This is a genomic window from Bacillus sp. TCT6, assembly GCF_056033845.1.
This window is the reverse complement of sequence record NZ_JBVYHX010000001.1, coordinates 2,894,546-2,913,201: the sequence shown is the minus strand read 5'-3', so window position 1 is coordinate 2,913,201 and position 18,656 is coordinate 2,894,546. Positions and strand designations below refer to the sequence as shown.

At 33.8% G+C, this 18,656-nt stretch carries 18 protein-coding genes and 2 pseudogenes; 17 read left to right on the top strand and 3 right to left on the bottom strand.

Annotation, left to right across the window (positions count from 1 at the left end; translation table 11 throughout):
* Positions 1-112 precede the first annotated feature (112 nt).
* From AC0ONG_RS14825 to AC0ONG_RS14795, 7 genes and pseudogenes are all read left to right on the top strand, one after another.
* A complete protein-coding gene (locus AC0ONG_RS14825; RefSeq protein WP_000551897.1) occupies positions 113-1,348 on the top strand; it encodes an IS110 family RNA-guided transposase in 1,236 nt (411 codons plus the stop codon).
* Between the two features lie 447 nt (positions 1,349-1,795).
* Entirely contained in the window at positions 1,796-2,314 is a 519-nt protein-coding gene (locus AC0ONG_RS14820; protein ID WP_001067164.1) for an SMI1/KNR4 family protein, read from the top strand.
* 80 nt (positions 2,315-2,394) lie between these two features.
* The gene (locus AC0ONG_RS14815) at positions 2,395-2,574 is read left to right on the top strand and encodes a hypothetical protein (RefSeq protein WP_050551993.1); all 180 of its coding nucleotides are present in this window, start codon (positions 2,395-2,397) and stop codon (positions 2,572-2,574) included.
* Positions 2,538-2,755: pseudogene (locus AC0ONG_RS14810) on the top strand (DNA/RNA non-specific endonuclease); the annotation flags it as partial. The gene AC0ONG_RS14815 and the pseudogene AC0ONG_RS14810, both read left to right, overlap by 37 nt.
* Positions 2,756-2,767: 12 nt before the next feature.
* Positions 2,768-3,163: an HNH endonuclease gene (locus tag AC0ONG_RS14805; RefSeq protein ID WP_000673074.1), complete on the top strand. Its 396-nt coding sequence runs from the start codon at positions 2,768-2,770 to the stop codon at positions 3,161-3,163.
* A gap of 15 nt (positions 3,164-3,178) precedes the next feature.
* Positions 3,179-3,619 (top strand): SMI1/KNR4 family protein, encoded by a 441-nt coding sequence (locus tag AC0ONG_RS14800; RefSeq protein ID WP_001052205.1) that lies wholly within the window; start codon positions 3,179-3,181, stop codon positions 3,617-3,619.
* Positions 3,620-4,316: 697 nt separating this feature from the next.
* The gene (locus AC0ONG_RS14795; RefSeq protein ID WP_127725879.1) at positions 4,317-4,643 is read left to right on the top strand and encodes a DUF3895 domain-containing protein; all 327 of its coding nucleotides are present in this window, start codon (positions 4,317-4,319) and stop codon (positions 4,641-4,643) included.
* Between the two features lie 110 nt (positions 4,644-4,753).
* On the opposite strand, the gene AC0ONG_RS14790 is transcribed toward AC0ONG_RS14795, so the two are convergent.
* The gene (locus AC0ONG_RS14790; RefSeq protein WP_000346339.1) at positions 4,754-5,461 is read right to left on the bottom strand and encodes a DNA alkylation repair protein; all 708 of its coding nucleotides are present in this window, start codon (positions 5,459-5,461) and stop codon (positions 4,754-4,756) included.
* Positions 5,462-5,664: 203 nt separating this feature from the next.
* On the opposite strand from AC0ONG_RS14790, the gene AC0ONG_RS14785 reads away from it, so the two are divergent.
* The 6 genes from AC0ONG_RS14785 to AC0ONG_RS14760 all read left to right on the top strand — a co-directional run bounded on the left by AC0ONG_RS14785 (position 5,665) and on the right by AC0ONG_RS14760 (position 9,155).
* A complete protein-coding gene (locus AC0ONG_RS14785) occupies positions 5,665-6,153 on the top strand; it encodes an antitoxin YezG family protein (RefSeq protein ID WP_000403540.1) in 489 nt (162 codons plus the stop codon).
* Positions 6,154-6,256: 103 nt separating this feature from the next.
* Positions 6,257-6,631 (top strand): immunity 22 family protein, encoded by a 375-nt coding sequence (locus tag AC0ONG_RS14780; protein ID WP_000451788.1) that lies wholly within the window; start codon positions 6,257-6,259, stop codon positions 6,629-6,631.
* Positions 6,632-6,758: 127 nt separating this feature from the next.
* Entirely contained in the window at positions 6,759-7,097 is a 339-nt protein-coding gene (locus AC0ONG_RS14775; protein WP_000831394.1) for a DUF4064 domain-containing protein, read from the top strand.
* Between the two features lie 101 nt (positions 7,098-7,198).
* Positions 7,199-7,528, top strand: a complete 330-nt coding sequence (locus tag AC0ONG_RS14770) for a hypothetical protein (protein WP_000587855.1) — start codon at positions 7,199-7,201, stop codon at positions 7,526-7,528.
* 56 nt (positions 7,529-7,584) lie between these two features.
* On the top strand, positions 7,585-8,541 hold the full coding sequence (locus tag AC0ONG_RS14765; protein WP_001093043.1) for a DUF3994 domain-containing protein: 957 nt from the start codon (positions 7,585-7,587) through the stop codon (positions 8,539-8,541).
* A 155-nt stretch (positions 8,542-8,696) separates the two neighbouring features.
* A complete protein-coding gene (locus tag AC0ONG_RS14760; protein ID WP_000591641.1) occupies positions 8,697-9,155 on the top strand; it encodes a hypothetical protein in 459 nt (152 codons plus the stop codon).
* 144 nt (positions 9,156-9,299) lie between these two features.
* Here AC0ONG_RS14760 and AC0ONG_RS14755 read toward each other — a convergent pair whose 3' ends face one another.
* Complete coding sequence (locus AC0ONG_RS14755; protein WP_001085017.1) at positions 9,300-10,550, bottom strand: MFS transporter; 1,251 nt, start codon at positions 10,548-10,550, stop codon at positions 9,300-9,302.
* Between the two features lie 222 nt (positions 10,551-10,772).
* Between AC0ONG_RS14755 and AC0ONG_RS14750 the strand changes: the two genes are divergently transcribed.
* Positions 10,773-11,354: a TetR/AcrR family transcriptional regulator gene (locus tag AC0ONG_RS14750; protein ID WP_000113335.1), complete on the top strand. Its 582-nt coding sequence runs from the start codon at positions 10,773-10,775 to the stop codon at positions 11,352-11,354.
* Positions 11,355-11,435: 81 nt separating this feature from the next.
* Here the strand turns inward: AC0ONG_RS14750 and AC0ONG_RS14745 are convergent.
* A pseudogene (locus tag AC0ONG_RS14745) lies at positions 11,436-11,816 on the bottom strand (DUF7832 domain-containing protein).
* A gap of 246 nt (positions 11,817-12,062) precedes the next feature.
* On the opposite strand from AC0ONG_RS14745, the gene AC0ONG_RS14740 reads away from it, so the two are divergent.
* The 3 genes from AC0ONG_RS14740 to AC0ONG_RS14730 all read left to right on the top strand — a co-directional run bounded on the left by AC0ONG_RS14740 (position 12,063) and on the right by AC0ONG_RS14730 (position 18,620).
* Positions 12,063-13,862, top strand: a complete 1,800-nt coding sequence (locus AC0ONG_RS14740; protein ID WP_033668942.1) for an S-layer homology domain-containing protein — start codon at positions 12,063-12,065, stop codon at positions 13,860-13,862.
* A 455-nt stretch (positions 13,863-14,317) separates the two neighbouring features.
* A complete protein-coding gene (locus AC0ONG_RS14735; protein ID WP_127725878.1) occupies positions 14,318-15,094 on the top strand; it encodes a DnaD domain-containing protein in 777 nt (258 codons plus the stop codon).
* Positions 15,095-15,206: 112 nt separating this feature from the next.
* Positions 15,207-18,620 carry a DUF4132 domain-containing protein gene (locus AC0ONG_RS14730; protein ID WP_474203612.1) on the top strand — a complete coding sequence of 1,138 codons (3,414 nt, stop codon included), beginning with the start codon at positions 15,207-15,209 and terminating at the stop codon, positions 18,618-18,620.
* Positions 18,621-18,656: the final 36 nt, after the last annotated feature.

The following is an 18,656-nucleotide window of genomic DNA, read 5'->3' as shown; positions in this document are numbered from 1 at the left end:
GAGATGAAAAATGGATAGGCTTGCGTACCTATGCGCATCGAAAGATGAACGCTCGAACTAAGGTTGCCGACATTTTTGTATATGACTAAATCATTGAATAGAGGGATGAGTTATGCATAATAGACAGAACTATTTGTATGTAGGAGTAGATTTACATAAGGAGCATCATACGGCTGTTATTATTAATTGTTGGCAAGAGAAATTAGGAGAAATACAATTTGAGAATAAACCATCTGCATTTTCGAAGTTTTTATTAGAAGTAGAGACATATGTGAGTGATGGTTTATCAGTTGTATTTGGTTTAGAGGATGTTGGCGGTTATGGAAGAGCATTAGCGAAATATTTAGTAGATCATGAACAAGTAGTGAAAGAAGTAAATCCAGCTTTATCATTTTTAGAACGAAAGAGCCAAGTGATGATACAAAAAAATGATAGTTGGGATGCGGAATGCGTAGCCCGTATACTAATAAATAAGTTAAATCAATTACCAGATGCAAAGCCAAACGATTTATTTTGGTCGATACAACAACTAGTGTCAAGAAGGAATGCATTAGTAAAAGCACAAAGTGCGTTAAAGAACCAATTACATATTCAATTAAACCACCATTATCCAAGTTATAAAAAGTTTTTCTCAGAGTTAGATGGAAAAACAGCATTAGCATTTTGGCAGCAATATCCGTCACCCTCTTGTTTAGAGGGGGCAAATATAAAACAATTAACAGCTTTTTTATTAGATGTTAGCAACAATACATGTTCAGTAAAGAAAGCAAGCGACATATTAAAACTTGTAAAAGAAGATGGACATACAATGAAGGAATATCAAGAAACACGAGACTTTTTAGTAAGAAGTATTGTACGGGACATTGAGTTTAAAAAGACAGAAATGAAATACATCGAAAGAGAATTAAAACAGCTAGTAAATCTACTAGATTATCAATTAGAGACGATGCCGGGAATAGAACTTGTGACGGCATCGGCATTAATTGCAGAAATTGGGGATGTAAGGCGATTTTCAAATGCCAATAAATTAGCACGATTTGCGGGGATTGCACCTGTTTACTTTGGTTCTGGTGGGAAAGGTAAGACACACAAAAGCAAACAAGGAAACAGGGCGCTACACGCTTTATTTTATAATTTAGCAGTACAGCAAGTGCAAGTAGCAAAAGGGAGTAAGATGCCACGAAATCCAGTGTTTCATGCGTACTATCAAAAGAAGCTTAAAGAAGGAAAAACAAAAGGACAAGCATTGGTATGTATTATGAGAAGGCTTGTAAACATTGTATATGGCATGATGAAATATAAAACAGCTTATGAATTGCCGGTAGTGGAAGAAAAAGAAGTAGTTTAATAAGGTTTTACATGGTTTGCTTTTTTATTGTGAGGGTTTAAGATTACAACATAGGGTACGGGTAAAACTGGGGGACCTGTTGAAGTCAAAGCACCACCAGGAGCGACAGATGAACAGATAGCACAAGTTAAGGCTTATGTTGAGGGATCTAATAAAGCTTTAGAAGCGGGTGCTTTATCACCAACAGGAAGAGTATCAACTAAAGGTAAATTAAGACAAGAAGCTTCACGTGCGGCAAGACTAGAAGGCAAGCGTGCTGCTGATAATGGAGAAGCATACAAGGGACATGTTGGTCATGTTCCCGATACAACTTGGATGGGGAAACCGGATCCTCATAGTTGGTTAGACCTTGACCCAAAAGTTAATATGAGCATAGGTGGACAGGCTAATAAATATCCAATTGGTTATAAACCTACAAAATTTAAGTTTGTAGAGGAGGAGTAGACGGTGAATAATTGGAAAGATAAGATAGCTACAATGATTTTAGTGAAGCAGGAGCTAATGAAACAAGATGTAGAAAAAATATGGCCACACCATTTTCCAGAGGTGGGAGCAAATGAAAAATCTATTTGCACTATTGAACAAGAATTGGGATATAAACTTGATTCAATGTATCGAGAATTTCTTCAATATGCCAATGGTTGGGCAGGTTTTTATCAAACGGTGGATTTATTTGGTACGGAGCAATTAAAGGAATCTTCTATAATGGATTATGCTCAGATGCTATTAAAAGCTATAGATGATGTTGTTTTAGAGGGTAGTGGTGTTTTAAGACATGAGCTACTACCAATTGCAGTTTCGAAATTTGATAGGGATTTATTTGTTTTATGTCTACCTTCTTCTTCTAGACCAGGAGAGATTATTTGGTTTGCGGGCGAAGAAATAGATAGATTTGAGAACTTTGACGAGTACTTTTTAGCAATGATTGACTATAATAGAGAAGAAATATTAGCTTTAAAGGGGTAGTTTATACAATTATGCTTGTTTTAAGTGTATTTTACTGTACATCTATAAAAACATAAATACTGATAAATCTATAGCAAAATATATTTGAAGTGGACAGAAAACAAAATAGATATATTGTTACTACAAAACTTACAAATTTATGCTACTTAAAAACATATGAACTTAAAGCACTTGATTGTCAATTAAAGGCAACGAGTGCTTTTTTGCGTTTTAGCGTAGAAATAATGTGGTACAATCGCTTAAGGAAAATAACACTTTAAAGAATACACTAGATGCTATGAAAAATACTCCTATTCCAGTAGCAGTTAGGACGGTGGATACTGGAATAGGAATGAAGCTTCCTTATATAGAATCTTCAACTGTTGGAGAAGTAGCTGGAAAGTTTTCAAAGGCAAGTACGGCAGCTATGACGCTTATCAACTTGCTAAGGGTACGGGTAAAAATCCAGAAATAGTGAAATTTACAGAGGAACAATTATCTACTAAACCCTTATATTCTAGAAATCCTGAAAAATGGCAGAAAAAAGGTGGGAAAATCGAAATTAGTGGGGAAGGAATATGGACTTATATTGATTGGGAGATTCCTCCAAATCGAGTTTCTTATCCTAGAGGTTTTCCCAACTTTAAATCTGCTGGGTTGGTAAGACAAGAAGTTCCGATAGGTGAATTTAATAGATATGACATTGATTTTGCTAAAGCTGATGAATTAGCTCCAAATGGACCAAAATTAGATGAAAACACATGGCACCATCATCAAGATTTAACAACAATGCAAGAAGTTAGTAAAGAGATACACAGAAGATTTCGACATATGGGTGGAATGTCATTAGCTAAGAAGTTAAAAGATTAAATAGGAGTGAAATAAATGAATTTAAATGCTTTTGGTAAAGCAACTGAAGAATCAATTGAAGAATTAGAAGAGTTTTTAGGATTTTTACTTCCGGAAGATTATAAAAAATTTTTAAGTGAATATAACGGAGGGACTTCGAAAGTTAGGTATAGTAAATTTTTTGTTAAAGAATTAAATCAGGAAATCCCTTTAGATGTTTTGTATGGTATAGGTGTAACAAAAACTTTTGATTTAAGTGAATGCTATGAAGAGTTTGAAGAAGATATGTTACCGACCAGTTTAATCATAGGAGATGATCCGAATTCAGGGTTAATTGTACTTATTACAGATACTGAAAACCATGGTGTATATTATTGGGATCACTCTTTTTATTTTCCACAGTCTAGTGAAGAAGAAAATACGTATAAAATAGCTGATAGCTTTAAGGATTTTATTAATGGATTGAAGAATCCTTAATTACCAGCTTTTGTATGTTGTAATTAATAATTTAAGATATTAAGCAAATATACGAAATGGGTTACAGTAACTTTATACATGAGAATGCTAAAAAATGTGGTACTTGGTTAAAGATAACAATCATATATGTAGATGAATAGAAAATAAAGTGTATTTGCAGTGGAAAAAAAGTAGGCTATTAAAAAGTGCATACTTCAAAACACATGGAATGCATATTAAACTAACGAACTGATAGAAACTCGTAAGTTTTAATGTAGTAGTTGTCATGACATATAAAAGGTGTCGTACTGTTACTAAAAAACTTACAGATTTATGCTATTTAAAAAAGATGAAACTTAAAGCACTTGATTGTCTATTTGAGGCAACAAGTGCTTTTTTGCGTTTTAGCGTAGAAATCTAAAAGATCACTATAATTTTATTATGTAAACTTTTTCTGTTTTTTTACATAGTTTTTTATACAACTAACGAGAAGAAAAATGTTTACTATTACTTTCATTCCTGTAATAACGAATTCTACAATAGAAGACAGAACGTATATTTGGTATAATCAAAATATACTATATGAAATGATGTACATGAGTTTGAAATTCATGCAACGAGGTAAGCACTACATAACAATAGCTAATATTTAAAGTTCTTGTACCTATAGAATTCAATTCATGTTATATAAATCAATTGTTAGAAAGGAACAGGTGTAATGAATCAAATTTCATTTGAAGATTTATTTGAAGAAGAAAAAGAAAAGGTGGAGGTAGCTGAGATATGTAAGGTACCAGCCCCTTTATCACCATTACAAAAAGATATTTTAGAATTAATTGATTGTGAAGAAATAAGTGCGCTTGAGCTATGTGAACGATTAATAAGATCTGGTAAAATACCCGATGAAAGATTCACTACGAATAAGCCTAAAGCATATGGACAAGTATGTTTACTATTAGAAGGTTTTGTTACAGAAGGAAAACTTATTTTTATCAAAGATGATGAGAAAAGAGATAGGGTATATAAATTGAAAGGAGAAGTTTGAGATGTATAGTGGGAGATGAATGATTGGTTCCCTTTAATTTGCAGCTCCGTTAGTCTAGTAATGTCCACAAAAAAGGTGTCAATCTCTCCTACATTGACACCTTCATACTTTTAACACCTTACATACTTACGTTTAAAACCAAGTCTTCCTCTATCAAGTTCTTTCTGAATACTCTCTGTAGCATTTAACAAACTGCTTTTTTTATTCTCCCGTTTGACTTCAACTATACCAACTTCTTTTGCAATCTCGACTGCTTTTTCGTGTAGTGGTACATATGAAATTGCCGCAGTGTTTAGGAAATTATTCATAGCGGATTTTGTTCGTTCTGGAGAATGATGAATTGTATCTTTCACCATTTCAAGCATATCGGAAATTTTACTTTCGGAAAATTCATTGTCTTTGCGATTTCCTAAAAGCCAACAGTAGCAACTCCAGCCTGCAGACATTTTAAGCTCGTCCCCACTTGCAATCCATTTATCAGCAACGTCTTGTGCAATATTTGACTCCGATAAAGTTACGGCTACAACATAATCAGATAGCATATAAAAATAAGCCCCATCTATCCAACGATCAAAATCAGACTCACTCATAGCTTTCGGATCCGCAATAATGCCTGCAAAGTACATAGCATCGTAATTACCTGTCGCATAAAGTTCTTCAGCTAACTCTTGGTTTAATTTTATTTGTTTGGCGATTGGTTTCATAGCACCTGTGGCTACTCCGAATACTGGCTCATGCGCACCGTTAGATATGTATATTTTTTTCGTTCGTTCCTTACCTAGAGCCTCAAGTTCTTGCATAACTGTTTTAAAATCCATAGCTGTGCACTTCCTTCCTTCATGTAAGAGCCTTTTTAAGTCTTTCATATTTCTTATTTTAATACTAATTGTATTTAAGAGGTATGTCTACTTTCTAAAGGCATCGAAACTTGGTTTGAATTTTAGATGAAATAAAGAGCTAATTAAAAGGGTGGTATAATATAGAAAAAGTGAATGATGAAAATCAAATAGGGGGTATTCAATTGGAAATAAAATTGAATCGATTATATAGAGAGATAGCGGAAACGGTTCATGCCATGATTCCAGAAGAATGGGAGAAATTTTATTTTTATGCACAAATATCAGAAGCTGGAGGGGGAACTTACTTTTTCTATAACAACTTCAGAAATAAAGAAAATTATAAGTATAGTGTAGAAATTCCTTTTAAATACGAAGTTAATGAAGAGGAGTTTGAAAGGAAAGAAGATTCTTTATATAAAGTGAGTAAGGAATTAAGAAATGTTTTCAAAGATAATCAGCAAGAGCTTTGGTACTCTTTTACAATGTCTCTGGAACATAGTGGGGAATTTAACATGCATTTCGATTATACCAATTGGCTCGACACAGAATATAGTTTTAGTGATCAAATGATTATTTGGAAACATAAATACTTAGGTGAAGTACCAATTAATGAAAATGATAAAGCGCTAATTAATAAGTATGATAGTGAATTTCCGAATAACCCCATTTAACTAAATGGAAAGAAGAAATGTTTTTCATAAAAATTATGAGTTTTAAAGTAGTCGGTAAGTTATAGAATTGGTTCTGCAAGATAAAAAATAAAGGAGAACTACAATGGAAGTACATGGAATAGTTTCAATATGGTTAGGTAATATGAAAACGCAAGATCAGTTGGATACATATATAGATGTTACGTATGATGAAGAAGGAGACGCTATACCAGCGAGTTTTTTTGTTGATTTTAATATAGATATGATTGATGTAGATGAGGATTTTATTGAAAAGGAAGTGTTAGAAGAAGCAAGTGATGACATTTCTATGTTATTAACGGGATGTTCATATGATGACAAAATACTTTCTCGAATTAACGAAGAAGTTAAATTAAAGAAATCCTACAATTCTATCATATTAATTTATAATTTTCAGTATGACAATTCGGTTAGTAATTTTGAAGGTTTTAATTTTGTAACTACTACAAGCTATCTATAAAGGTAAGAAGGTCACTGTAAGGTAAGGGAGTATGAAAAATATGTATAGTTTTTCCAATAAATATTTGGTATGATGGTGAATGGGAAAAATATACAAGTTTTTAGTGGCTCATAAAAGGGGGATTGAATTGAAAAGAACGATTGAATTCGTACTAGGTTTAATTGGTGGCATTATAGGAATTATTATTTCCATACTATTAATAGTTGTAGCGTTTAATATTATGGAAGGTTTTGATTATGAACTTTTAGCTTATTACTCTATTATTTTAACGGTTCAAATAGGATTGCTTATTTTATCATGTTTAGTAAACAAGGTTAATAATAAAGTTTATGGAGTTTGTATGATTGTGATTCCTATAGTTATGTTGTTTATGTCATTATTCTTTTTACTTATTCCGACAATTTTACAAATTATATCTGGTTCATTTGCATTTAGAACATTAAAGTTAGAATCGAATGTAAGCTAAATATAATTATTAACGTCTGAATATTCGGTTTTTTAAACATTTTCGTTTGCAGTTCAAATTAACATAAAGTACAAAGTTGTACGCTTTAGGAGGAGAAATAAATGATTATTTGGTCTGGTTGGGGTTTTTTAGTCGCAATTATTGTAATTATTAATACTCTTTTGGGTAAGGCTATCTTTGGATCTATAACGGGGGACGCTACATATTTTCAAGATCATAGTTGGCCAATGGCGGTAATGTTTATTATATCAGGGGTTATGTCTTGGTATTTAGGTAAATATATTAATAAGCCAGATGGGAAAGTTTATATAGATACCGAAACTGGTGAAAAAGTTATGTTTAACAAAAAGCACTCATTATTTTTTATAAAAATGGAATATTGGGGACCGATTCTAGGAGTTATTGCGATTGTAACTTTAATTACAAGATAAAAAAAGAGGATGGGTATAGCAAGAGTAATCTATTCAAGTAAAAGGAGAAATCAGTCATGAATACAAAGAAACTACTAGGGGTAGCAGTTCCGGTCATGTTGTTATTTGGTTGTGGAGTTTCTGAGAAAACGAACACTTCTAAACAGGAGAAAACAGAAGAGTCTAAAGTAAAAGAATCGAAGTCTAATAGTAAGAAAGAAAAAGTTTCAAAGGAAGACTATCCTAATAAAGTGTATAAATTAGGGATAGAGTTTGATAAGTTGTTTGCGGAGCATAACAATATTACAAGAGAGGTTTTTGACGGTAAGAAAAAGAAAGCAGATATAGTAGATAGTGTGAAAGAATTAAATAAAGTGTTAGATAAATTTGAGTCGATAGATCCGCCTGCAGAGTATGTAAATCAACAAAAGGATTTTGAAAAAGCAATTAGTTATTTTAGAGAGTCTTTTTCTTTAATCAATGAAGTATTCACCCGAAAAGAAAAAAGAGAAAAAGGCGATAAGACTGATAAAGAGTTAATGGAGAAATCCGAAAAGTTAGTGAAAGAAGGAGATATTTACTGGCTTAAGGCATTCAAAGACCTTGAAGGGGATATTAAAATCGGTGACGGTACAGTATCTGTGAAAGATTTGAAAGAGTTAGATAAGAAAGCTGGAATTAATACGGATAACGTTATGAAGAATGTGAAGGATGGTACGGAATTAATTGGTAATTGGGGATTCAAAGGAACAGACGGTTTCATTATGTCACTTATTTTAAAAGGTGATAAGACATTTGAAACGTATGGTAAAGATGAGTATCCAAATAAAAAGAATTATATTGAAGGCACTTGGGAATATGATAAGGAAGCTTTTACAATCTATTTACATCTCAATAAACGTTTAGTAGACGGTGTAGAAGATACAATTCAAAAAAAGAAAATAGCATATAAAGTTCAAGATTATGATGGGGAAAACTTGCGATTATTTAATGAGACGTCATTTCATACAATTAAGTATGTGAAGCAAAGCTAAAGTTATGGAGGACTAGGTTTAAATGGTCTGGTCCTTCATTAAAGTGTGGGTATGTAAATAATATGTTATCTTTCGTTCTGTTTACTTAGTATCATGTTATTCTTTAATAGAGTAATAAATGGAGTTTTACATTAAATATATGAGGTTGGTTACAAATGATAAAGAAATTCACTAGATTAGTATTAATAGTGGTTATGCCAATCAGTCTTATTACAGGTTGTGGGGCTACTGAAAAAACTGAAGCACAAAAGCCGAAAGCGGTACAAACGGAGAAAAAGGACTATATGGATTATTCATATGGTAGCAAAGGTATATTAGTAAGTGGCAAAGCGAAAGAACGGCAACAATACGAGATTGGATATATGGATGATAATAAGTTAATTGGAATTGATGAAAATATTGAGGACTGTATTATTTTAGATAATAAAGATGAAGCAAGTCTCGTTTGGAAACAAATAGAGCGTGGGTCTATTATTGAAGTGCAATATAGTAAAAATCGCAACGATATCGTCGGCGTACAATTAGTAGAAGATCGTGAGCCATACGAAATTAGTGATAAGTTTGATCGAAATACGATAAACGAAATTGTTGAAAACGTTAAAGGGAATTTGTAATAGATGTATTTCGATAGTATAGGATCTCTTATTATGAAATTGTGAATCAACGGCATTTTTTATATGAAAATGCCGTTGATTTGTGTTAAAAAATAAATGCTATTCTATAGTCTTGTAGAAAAACACGTATTAATCATAAATGAATTATTCTTCGTTCAGCTGTGATGATCGCCGCAAGGTTATTATCCAAAATAAAAGAGCACAAGCACTAATAGATACACCTAATATGCATACGCCATCCCAACCATATTTTGCATACGTATTTGTTGAAAGAATTGCACCTGTTGCACTACCGATAGAATAAAAAATCATGTAACTGGCAGTAAGTCGACTTCTTGCTTCGGGACGCACTGTGAACAGCATACTTTGATTGGTGACATGTACAGCTTGCACCGCTAAATCTAAGAGGATAATGCCGAAAATTAGTAATAATAGAGAGTGATTAATAGATTTAATTAGGAGCCATGAAAGTACTAATAAAGATAAAGCTATGCCAGTTGTTCTTTGTCCTAATCCTTTATCAGCTAATTGTCCAGCTTTAGTAGCAGCTAATGCACCTGCAACTCCAGCAAGGCCGAACGCACCAATAGCTGTATGTGAAAGATTATGTGGTGTAGCACTTAGAGGTAATACTAAAGAAGTCCATAAAATACTGAATGAAGTGAAAATGAGCAATGCTAATATTCCGCGAATGCGTAAGAGTCGTTCTTCTATAAATAATAAGAGTACAGAACGTATTAACTTCCGGTAAGGCATAGTTGTCATTCTGCTCTGTCCAAGAGTAGGTAAATTACGATATAACAAAACAGTTACGAATAGTATAAGTGTAGCGGAGGTGAGATAAACGGATCGCCATCCAGCTAAATCTGTTAATGCGCCTGCAAATGTACGCGCAAGGAGAATGCCTATTACAACGCCGCTTGTAACGAAACCTACTATGCGTCCACGTTCAGCTGGATTTGCTAAAATGGATGCGTATGCGACGAGTGTTTGCGTAACTGTTGCAAGAATTCCTACTAAGGCCATACCTATAAAAAGTACGATGGCCGAGGGAGCGGTCCCAATTACAATTAAAGCGATAACGGATAAAACCATTTGAACAATAATGAGTCTTTTTTGGTTTAATAAGTCACCAAGTGGAACTAATAAAAGTAATCCAATTGCATAACAAACTTGAGTAATAGTAATCACAATACCGATAGTTGAATGACTAATCTTAAATTCATTTGATAAAGAATCAAGTAGCGGATGAGCGAAATATATATTTGCCACCGCCATCCCGCAAGCTATTGCGAATAATAGAGTCATGTAGCGGGACATGTTTGCGCTAATAGGTGAATATAACTGGGGATCATTATGTTTAAGAGTGGTCATCATCTTTTCCTTGCTATTCATAAAATCAGCTCCATTTTGTATTGGTGTAAATAACGTACCGAACGGTATGTTATTTTGTAAGTAAAATATAATCTTGAGTAAATGTATATGTCAAGTTTATTTTGAGTTAATTCTGTTTTCTTTGACACATCGTTTATAATTTAATACGATATATAATATACTGATTGGTACATAAAGTGTTAGTTTATAATCTAAAAATGTAGAGGAAGGGGATATTTTTAAATGGCTCGACTACGCGAATTTGATGAAGAAAAAGCTTTGGATGCTGCTATGCAACTTTTTTGGGAGAAAGGATACGCTACTACTTCATTAAGTGATCTAACTGCAAGAATGGAAATACAAAAACCGAGTTTATATTCAGCTTTTGGTGATAAAGAGGGCTTATTTGAAGCGGCATTAAGGAGATACACAAATTTACATGCGGCTCGTATACGAACAAAACTTCAAAACGAACAATCTGTAAAAGAAGCAATTCGGATGTTTTTTGAAAATATGGTGGAAGAGGAATATAAAAAAGAGTTCAGTAAAGGCTGTTTTTGTATTAACACAATGGTTGAGCTTGCTCCTCATAATGAAAAGTTTGAAGTACTGACTAGAGAACACCAAATGTATCTTGCAGTTATTTTTCAAGAATTAATCATGAAAGGAATTCGATCAGGAGAACTACAAAGTGATTTGAACGCTAAAGCATTAGCGCAAACATTAGTCACGTCCTTAATTGGATTAACAGTGTTAATGAAATCACGCCCAGAACGTTCCGTTATAGATAATTCGGTATCTATAATAGTATCGTTAGTAAAATAATTTTTGAGTGAGATGTTAATCAGCAAATTAAATATTAAGAAAGTCGATTCCTTATTAAAATAAGAAATCGACTTGTTATAATTATATATTTTGTAAGTTGTCTTTCCAAAAATTATAGCTATTATCAATAACTTCTTTTAATTTGAAATAATTTTCTCAAGTAACTTGCACGTGGTAGAGAGTTTCTCCATCGTCTGTAAAAATACCTGAGTAATCATCTATATACTTCCACTCATCCTTATTGTTAAAGTAGTACATTGCGAATTGGTTGCCCTCATCATTTAACATGTTGTCTGCTAAAACGCCATCCCAGTTTATATAAATTTGTGTGCCAGTCATTTGTCTAAGTTTAAATTGATTAATTTCGTCTGGAGACTCTTCTTCAAATTCTTGACTAAATAAATTATGTTCAATGATCCAGCCTAAAAACATGCCAGTATGTACAAATGCTTTTGACGGTATTTGTAATTAGTTGTAAAATAATGTTTGTTGACGGATTTTGTAAAAAGTATGTTAGATGAAATTCATCTGTAGGGATGACATATAAATATTTTCTTAATGGTTATAAAATATAATTATTTAAATATGTAAATAAAAAGAAGTCATATTAGAAGTACATAGTAGATTCATATTTTAACAAATTAATGTGAGAATAAAGGGAGGTTGAGATACATACACGGCGGGAATGTGTATGTATCTATTATAATAATGAATAAGACAATCAAACAACAAGTAATCGCACTATCAACAAGTCTAGTGATTTTAGGGAGCGTACCTTTATCAGCATCAGCAAAAGAGTTGAACAAATCTCAAACTGATCAACTTAATATTGCCCAGGGAGAAAATGGAACGAGCGGATTAAATTATTCTAATTTCAAGTTGGAAGTTCCTGATCATGTACAAGTTAACGAAGCAGAAGTATCTGAAAATGAAAAAATTCTTTTAGAAGAATATAAGCATAAACATGATGAAACAGAAGAATTAAACAAAATGCAAGATGCTAAGAAGGGGCAAGTAGCAGAAAAGGAAGCTATTTCAAACATTGAAAAGGCATTTGAATCTGTAGATGGTCGAAATGATGGATCTGATCGTCAAATGAAACCTGTTGTAAAGCCAAGAGGTATTCAATATAGTGCACCGAGTACGAAGAAATATGGAACACTTGCAGGAGTTCCATTTGTAGAGTGGATTGTTCCAGCAGGAAACTCTGATATTCGTCCTGCAAATCCGATGAAAGCACGTTACATTACAATCCATGAGACGGCAAATACGGCCGCTGGTGCTAATGCTGAAAATCATGCGAAATATTTATATAAGCAAGCAACGGAAGGCACTTTCCGAACAGCTTCATGGCATTTTACTGTAGACGATAAACAAATTTATCAACACTTACCAACAAACGAAAATGGTTGGCATGCAGGAGATGGAGATGGATCTGGAAACAGGGAGTCTATCGGTATTGAGATCGCGGTTAACCAAGACGGTGATTACAATAAAGCGTTAGAAAATGCAAAACGACTTGCAGGTTATTTAATGAACAAAGAAGGAATTGGTGCAGATCATATTTACAAGCATCAACAATGGAGCGGGAAAAAATGTCCTGATATTTTAATTTCACGTGGTAATTGGGCTGGTTTCGTACAAGGAATTCAATGGTATGCAAATATAAATGCGCAGATTGATACGCCTTTACAAGATAAAAATGAATCATTTGATCCAAATGAAAATAATCCAGCTGAACCTAGCATGGAACTAGTGGTAAATGGTAGCGGCATCAATGTGCGTAGTGATGCGGGTATTGAACATCGTGTTGTACGTAAAGCTTCAAACGGAGATCGTTACAAAGTATTAGCGGTTAAAAATGGTTGGTATAAAGTAGGTAATGGAGAATGGATTTTCTATGACCCAAGTTGGATTAAAATTAACTACAATGTACCAAAGGAAGAAGTACAAAAGCCTAAGGAAGAAGTACAAAAACCAAAAGATGATATTACAGGTGGATGGTTTGAAGGGCATATTCGTAAATTAAACAGTCTAGGTATTATGCAAGGCGAAGGCAATGGTGTATTTGCTCCATATCGAAATGTAACGAGAGCGGAGTTTGCGAAATTAATCTCGAATGCTCTTAAACTACCAGAGGGAAATAAGTCATTTGTAGATATTAATGAGGCACATCCATCACTTCATGACGGTATTAAACGTTGTGCAAGTGCAGGAATTATTAATGGTCGTGGTGAAGGGATTTTTGATCCTAACTCACCAATTACTCGTGAAGAAGTATCTATTATGATTGACAAAGCATTACGATATAAAGGAATTACAGGTGAGTTAGTAGCATTACCATTTACAGATAAGCATTTAATAACATACAAAGAATCGGTTCAACGATTATACAGTCTAAAGGTAGTTAATGGTATTGGAAATAATGAGTTTGATCCTCGAGGCACAGCAACTCGTGGTCAGGCGGCTGCCTTTATTGTGAAGATGTTAGATTCAATGCAAAAATAAAATGAAACTTTAATCAGTGAGGGCCACTCGCATTGCAATCAAGCAGTTTATTCACCAAATTTTGAAATGAGAGTGTTACTGCCCACAAATAGCAGAAGAAATTGTATGTAGAAGCTGACATTGGTAGAAGTAAAAAAATAAGAAGAATTTGAAAGGAGCTATCCAAAATAATAATTTGGAATAGCTCCTATTTAGTAGGAAGAACAATTGTATTTGATAGATTGTAATGTAGAATGCCCTTCCAAGCCCCTCATAAGCCCCTACCAAGTAATAAATCACTAAGAAAAAACAAAAACAATAACAACTACAAGAACAAAACAAGCGCGAAAAAATGAAACCGGTGTTGTAGTAGTAAAAAAATTGTAATTCGAATGCCAAAACCATTCCCGCATTCCTATTTTTATAATGAAGGATTAAAATCTTCCTATTTACTAGCAAAGAGTGGAGGGAAACATATGGCGGTATACCGTAATGTGCAGGTGAACTTTTGGCAAGATGAATTCATATTAGATTTAACGCCAGAGGAGCGTTATTTTTACATATATTTGTTAACTGGTACGAAAACGAAGCAATGTGGTATTTACATATTACCGAAGCGTGTGGCAGAGCTTGAAACAGGTTATAGTATGGAGACTGTTGAGAAGTTGCTAAACAGGTTTGTTGAGTATGGAAAGATTTTATATGATACGGAAACGAAAGAGGTATTCATAATAAACTGGTTACACTATAACCCTATTTCAAATACGAATGTAGAAAAGTGCGTATTACGTGAGTTAAAGACTGTAAAAAGTAATGAGTTCATACATATGTTTTTACGTAAATGCCTTGAAGAAGAATACACGATTCCATTATTATTGCAGCATTTTGGTATGCCAAAAGAAGAGGATAATAGTAGTTCACAAGTAGTTATTGAAGAGAAAGAAGAAGTGGAAGAGGTAGAAAGTATAGAAGAGGACGTTCCAAATAGTGAAGTTTATAAGTTTTATGAACAAAATATTAGTAGTTTATCCCCATATATTGTGAAAGAATTGAAGAATTGGATACAAAAATTTTCTGGAGAGAAAGTGTTAGAGGCACTTAAAATTGCGTTTGAAAATAATAAGAAAACGTTAGCTTATGTGAAGGGGATTTTGAGGAATTGGTGTAGCAAAAAGTTAAAGGATTTTAGTGGGGAGAAGTGTGTAATGGGAAGTTTAGAGAGAAGGAAATGTATGTTGAGTAGTGTATTTTAATTTACATTAATTTAATGTAGAATGTACGTTCGTTTTTTGTGGGTTTTATGCTATACTACCATTAAATAAGGGTATTTTTATAATAGATAAAAAGATGCGGGGGGTACAAAGTTTGACTACTAGTACATCTGAGTTGTTTCAATATATTAATATGACAGAAGAACAGGAACAATTAGCACTACGATATATACAGACAAAAGAAGAAGAGATTTTAAAAGATATTGAACTAACGACGATTCGTGATCAAAAAAGAAGCGATTTTGCGGAGCGATTTATAAACGATTTTAGGAAAGTACATAAACAAGATCCGGGTTTCTTTCGGTTATTTTATCATATACTCGAGGAGCAATTATTAAATGTTCTTGTAGTCCGTTTTGCGCATGTCAGTTTTTCTAAAATGAAGGTTTATTTAGAAAAAAGTGCACTACCTTTGGACAAACTTGTAGCAATTGCATGTAGGTATTTATCTAGTATTTCAAGTTACGTCAATGAAGCAGATGTTTTTCTTAGAGAGTTAACAAAAGAGAAACCGAACTATATAGAGGAACAATTACATACTTTACCAACTAAACAGCAAGTAACATTACTTCTCGTAATGTTTGATGTAGAGTATGAAAAGTTTCGTACATATAGTTCTTTATTGAATAAGAGGTTAGAAGAACATACAGAATTTATATTGAAACTGCTAGGGGAAAAGGAAAAGGTTGAAGCAGTTAAACGGTATTTAAAAGGTGAAGATGATAGTGAAGTATTTATAGGTGGGAATTTACCGGAACATATTTGGCGGCTATTATTTTGTGTTCATAAACATTCGAATGTTGCGAGGCGATATATTGAGATATTGGCGAAGAAAAATGTTTGGGGTTTTATAAACTATGCAACACGTTATATGTGTCACACTCTTGGTCAGTCTCAAAACTACAAAAAAACTGGTAGTGTAAATAGAGAAACATATGAAGAAATTCAAAGTTTTTGTACACAGTTTTGGATTTCTAAGGAAAGATTTTTTGCGCATCGTCTAAGGCAACATGATTTGAATAGTGAGGATTTTTGTAAGACGTATGAATATGAATTGCTATGCTTTATGTTGGAGGGAAATCCTGAATTTATTCAACAAACTTTGCAATATGTAAGTAAAATGAATTATCTCATCATCGCACGAACGCTAGCCGAAAAAGGATATGAGCTAAATAGAGGGAAAATGCGAGAAGAATTTTTTGTTGCTGCTTTGCAATTTAAATTGTCTACATTGCGGGATACATATTGTGATTATTTACTAGGGAAGTTGTCACTTGAGGATATAAAGCAAATACTTAAAAATCCGAAATATAGAAGTATGTATTGGGGTATGCCGGTGTTAGAGGTTGCGCTTCTTTGGGATATAGATGATGTAGCGAAAAGGGAAGCTGTACTTACACTACAGTTTGGAGATGATGATAGTGTTAATTTATACGAACTTCTTTACGAATGTTCTGTCAGAGGAGTAGAGCCGAAACAAGTATTAGAAGATCTGCTTTCGTATGGGTTAAGTAAGGAAAAACTTATCGCTTATGCAGTTGAAGAAGCTGCATGCTACAGTGAAGAGAGAAATAAGGCGAAGGAAGCGCTTGTTTGTGTAATTGTAAAAGAACAAGCATATATAATTGAACGGTTTGATGAGTATTCTGCTATGGCAAAAGCATATATTTTAGAAGAGTTAGCAAAGGATAACATGGTTAAAATGCGTCCGATTTTAATTAAAAGCTTAGGGGATTCATCTAAAAAAATGCGTGAGTCTGTAGTTAAACTGCTTTCAAAAGATGTAGAAGCTGCAGCGGATGTAGCAGTTGAACTTCATAATAAAAAGAAGATTGTTCGTGAAAATGTGATGAAAATACTAATAGAGTATAAGCTTGAAAAATATACGAAACTTGTACAGGAAGCTTTGCAAGAAAGTAAAAATGAATCTTTCGCAGGAAAATTCTCGTTTTTATTTCAAACGGAGGAAGAAAAGATCGAAGAACTATGTGCACGTATTTTAACGGAACAAACAAGAAATTCACTTCTGCAATTGATTGGGGATGAGCCACAAATCCGTTTACGTGACTCTAATGAAATTGCTGATGCTGCAATTCCGTTAGCCTATTTACAACAGTATATCTCAGATGCTGTTATTGAGAAGAAAGAAACGGCAGAAGTAATTGGTAGAGCTTTAAATGAAGAGGACTTAAAAGAATATGTGCAAACGATATATCAAATATGGATTTCTCAAGACGCAGATGTGAAGAAGCGTGGAATTCTTTCGTTATACGGAATGTATAGTGACGACAAAATGGTCGACATACTTATAAAGCAAATTGATGAATGGGTGCTTCAAATGAGAGGAAAGATAGCAGCGGATGCCGTTCGTGCTTTAGGTTTGTCTTCATCTAAGCTTGCACTTATGTCTATTCATGCAATAGCATTTAAATATAAACATAAGCAAGTACGTAATGCAGCAAAAGAAGCGCTAAGTCTTGCTGCGAAAACACGTGGTATAACAGAGGAAGAGCTGGAAGATCAATTGGTGCCGGACCTTGGCTTTACTATACATGGTGAAAAGATAATTGATTTCGGGAATCGAAGTTTTACTGCCATTTTAACTACAGAGTCAAAAATTGAATTAGAGACAGAGGAAGGAAAACGTATGAAGTCACTTCCAAAGCCGAATGCAAAAGATGATGTAGAAAAGGCTGAAGAGGCTAAAAAAGAATTAGCCTCTTTAAAGAAGGAACTCCGAACTACTCTTTCAATGCAAAAACAACGATTGGAAGCGGCACTTTCGTTAAAGCGTTATTGGTCACATAATGCATGGAAGTCTGTATTTATGGATAATCCAATTATGAAGCAATTTTCTATTTCACTCATTTGGGGTGAGTATAAGGAAGGGAAGTTGCTGAACGCATTCCGTTATGCAGAAGGTGGCGTGTTCTGTACAATTGACGGGAAGAGTTATGAACTTTCATTTGGCACTGTTATTGGTTTCGTTCATCCGTTAGAATTGTCTGGGGCGGAGAAGGAATTATGGAAAGAGCAATTAGAAAGTGCGGGAATTGTTCAGCCGTTCCTACAAATTGAGCGTCCAGTGTTTGTAGTAGAAGAGAATGATGAGAGTGCTATTGAGAGATTTGGTGGTATTTTACTAAATGGTCGTTCGTTATTCGGTAAGATGACGAAGCTTGGATGGATCCGTGGATCTGTTCAAGATGGCGGTGTGTATTATATATTTTACAAAGAAGATACTTGTAACGGATTAGGAGTGCAATTGTCATTTAGCGGAGCGCCGATTGGTTATGAAGATGAAGAAGATGTATGTGTATTTGACATTCAATTTTATAAAGCAGGTACAGTGAATCGTGGTTCATATGAATACGATGAAATTGATGATGAAAGACGCATTGTACCAAAAGAAGTAGATAAACGCTTCTTTAGTGAAATGTTATATGATGTGCAAGTAGCGACAGGTGCAAATCTTGGGCATAATGAAAGTTGGCGTAGCAAACGATAAGAAAGACCCCCTTCATTGGTAGGAAAATGAAGGGGG

Coding starts and splice junctions, on each gene's coding strand:
- AC0ONG_RS14780 (WP_000451788.1), top strand. CDS start 6,257: ATGGAAGTACATGGAATAGTTTCAATATGGTTAGGTAATATGAAAACG.
- AC0ONG_RS14765 (WP_001093043.1), top strand. CDS start 7,585: ATGAATACAAAGAAACTACTAGGGGTAGCAGTTCCGGTCATGTTGTTA.
- AC0ONG_RS14770 (WP_000587855.1), top strand. CDS start 7,199: ATGATTATTTGGTCTGGTTGGGGTTTTTTAGTCGCAATTATTGTAATT.
- AC0ONG_RS14740 (WP_033668942.1), top strand. CDS start 12,063: ATGAATAAGACAATCAAACAACAAGTAATCGCACTATCAACAAGTCTA.
- AC0ONG_RS14735 (WP_127725878.1), top strand. CDS start 14,318: ATGGCGGTATACCGTAATGTGCAGGTGAACTTTTGGCAAGATGAATTC.
- AC0ONG_RS14760 (WP_000591641.1), top strand. CDS start 8,697: ATGATAAAGAAATTCACTAGATTAGTATTAATAGTGGTTATGCCAATC.
- AC0ONG_RS14755 (WP_001085017.1), bottom strand. CDS start 10,550: ATGAATAGCAAGGAAAAGATGATGACCACTCTTAAACATAATGATCCC.
- AC0ONG_RS14750 (WP_000113335.1), top strand. CDS start 10,773: ATGGCTCGACTACGCGAATTTGATGAAGAAAAAGCTTTGGATGCTGCT.
- AC0ONG_RS14790 (WP_000346339.1), bottom strand. CDS start 5,461: ATGGATTTTAAAACAGTTATGCAAGAACTTGAGGCTCTAGGTAAGGAA.
- AC0ONG_RS14800 (WP_001052205.1), top strand. CDS start 3,179: ATGAATTTAAATGCTTTTGGTAAAGCAACTGAAGAATCAATTGAAGAA.
- AC0ONG_RS14825 (WP_000551897.1), top strand. CDS start 113: ATGCATAATAGACAGAACTATTTGTATGTAGGAGTAGATTTACATAAG.
- AC0ONG_RS14795 (WP_127725879.1), top strand. CDS start 4,317: ATGAATCAAATTTCATTTGAAGATTTATTTGAAGAAGAAAAAGAAAAG.